Raw genomic sequence first — 548 nt, 5'->3', positions numbered from 1 at the left:
GCCAGGTGCTGAATCGCCCCCGAGATCCCCACCGCCACGTACAACTGCGGCGCCACGATCTTGCCCGTCTGCCCGACCTGGTAGTCGTTGGGCACGTAGCCCGCGTCCACCGCCGCACGCGAGGCACCCAGCGCCGCGCCCAGCTTGTCCGCCAGCGGCTCCAGCACCTTCGTGTAGTTCTCACCGCTGCCCAGACCGCGACCGCCCGAGACGATGATCTTCGCCGAGGTCAGCTCCGGACGGTCCAGCTTCGTCACCTCACGGCCAACGAACTGCGACACCCCCGCATCCGGCGTAGCGGCCACGGCTTCCACCGCAGCGCTGCCCCCCGTGGCGGCCGCCGGATCGAAACCCGTCGCGCGCACCGTGATCACCTTCACCTTGTCCGTGCTCTGCACCGTCGCAATTGCGTTACCCGCGTAGATCGGACGCTCGAACACGTCGCGATCCGCCGCCGCGCTGTCGACCTTCGTGATGTCCGAGATCTGCGCCACGTCCAGCAGCGCGGCCACGCGCGGGGCGATGTTCTTGCCGTACGCCGTCGCCGG

The 548-nt window shown here is 69.5% G+C and carries 1 protein-coding gene; it reads right to left on the bottom strand.

Annotated elements, in window-relative coordinates; translation table 11 throughout:
* Positions 1-548 (bottom strand): electron transfer flavoprotein subunit alpha/FixB family protein (locus PAN31108_RS26235; protein WP_150671666.1); only part of this gene is annotated, 548 nt, incomplete at both ends.

The organism is Pandoraea anhela, from assembly GCF_902459655.1.
Lineage (GTDB): Bacteria > Pseudomonadota > Gammaproteobacteria > Burkholderiales > Burkholderiaceae > Pandoraea > Pandoraea anhela.
The sequence above is the reverse complement of the archived record's forward strand: the minus strand, read 5'-3'. Positions and strand labels throughout refer to the sequence as shown.